The sequence below is a fragment of the Aeromonas sp. ZOR0001 genome, from assembly GCF_000801015.1.
GTDB classification, from domain to species: domain Bacteria; phylum Pseudomonadota; class Gammaproteobacteria; order Enterobacterales; family Aeromonadaceae; genus Aeromonas; species Aeromonas veronii.
On the sequence record NZ_JRJY01000142.1, the window covers coordinates 1 to 1,349 of the forward strand.

Annotated in this window: 1 protein-coding gene; it reads left to right on the forward strand. The window is 47.1% G+C overall.

Annotation, left to right across the window (positions count from 1 at the left end; translation table 11 throughout):
- Positions 1 to 252 precede the first annotated feature (252 nt).
- Positions 253 to 975, forward strand: a complete 723-nt coding sequence (locus L972_RS17500; protein WP_231560946.1) for a peptidase M15 — start codon at positions 253 to 255, stop codon at positions 973 to 975.
- Positions 976 to 1,349 lie beyond the last annotated feature (374 nt).

Genomic DNA, 1,349 nt, shown 5'->3' on the forward strand with positions numbered 1-1,349 from the left:
ACTGTACCACCTAAAATGGTGTCCGGGATGATTAGACCACTACACAAGAGAGGTTGAGTTATTTCAGGTTGGCTCAAGTTGAGATGGGCTTGCACACTTTGCACATTTATAACCACAGAACTCACACGCCAACGACTGGCAGATATGTGTTCATCCTGGCCCTATCCTGTAGGCAGGAGCAACCGATGGGGACCGATTGATTCCCCAAAACAATCATCGAAGGGTGTCATATGAAAATTTTTGCTTTGATACGTGAGCTACGAAACAGTGCTTAGCTCAATTCTCGAAGCACCATCTGCTAAATTGATAACCCTCTCTGACCAAAACAGGGCACATGAAGTGAAGTCTCCAAAAACTGTCAAATCGCTTGAGGAATTAGGACGAGTCCAACTATCCCCCAGCTTCTTTATGCGCGATTTTCTCTACTCAGAGATCGCTCAGATCGAGGGGATACCCAATATACCTGATTACCCTGACCTTGCTATAGAGGCTGGCCACCAACTCTGCACAAAGGTGCTGGAACCCATTCAGCAACACTTAGGCCGTATAGCTATCCGCTCAGCCTATCGTTCTCCACTGGTAAATGCCAAGGGAGCTGAAAATGGTAATCAATACAACTGCGCTAAAAATGAGGCCAACTATGCTCAACATATCTGGGACTATCGTGATCAGGATGGTTGCATAGGCGCCACCGCATGTATTGTAGTCACCAGTTTTCTCCCCTATTACGAAAACACCGGGCATTGGCAAGCTCTGGCCTGGTGGATTCACGATCACATCCCTGATTACTCAGCCATGTATTTTTTCCCAAAACTGGCTGCGTTCAATATCTCGTGGCATGAGCGCCCCAAAAAGACGATTAACAGCTACATCTCCAATTCAAAGGGGATACTAACCAAACCGGGGATGGACAATCATGAAGGAGACCATACCCAAGAATACAAAGCTTGGCTGACGTCTCTCAACATGAGCTAAAGCCGTAATCTCCCCTCTGCCGATCGCAGCAATCAAATGCAGTTTATAAGAGGAGCTCATAGCCGTGCTCCTCTACTCATGGGGTGACGTTGGTTAAGACATCTGCCAGCTCGTCAGATGCAGTGACCTGAACCAGGTACTGCTCTGCGTCTTTTTTGCTGGTAAAACCGTGAATACACGGTTGCTGTTACGCATGAACTGAACACGATAGGACTTGCCGGTTTTTCGAGTGAGAACTTGGATACTTGCCATCGGTTGAAACCTCCGGAAGAAGCAGGATTACTAAGCCATCAAAGCGCTGTCGCCACTCTGTCGCCATTTAGGCAAAAGAAAAAGGCCACTATTTCTAGTGGCCTTTCGTAACTCTTTGATTT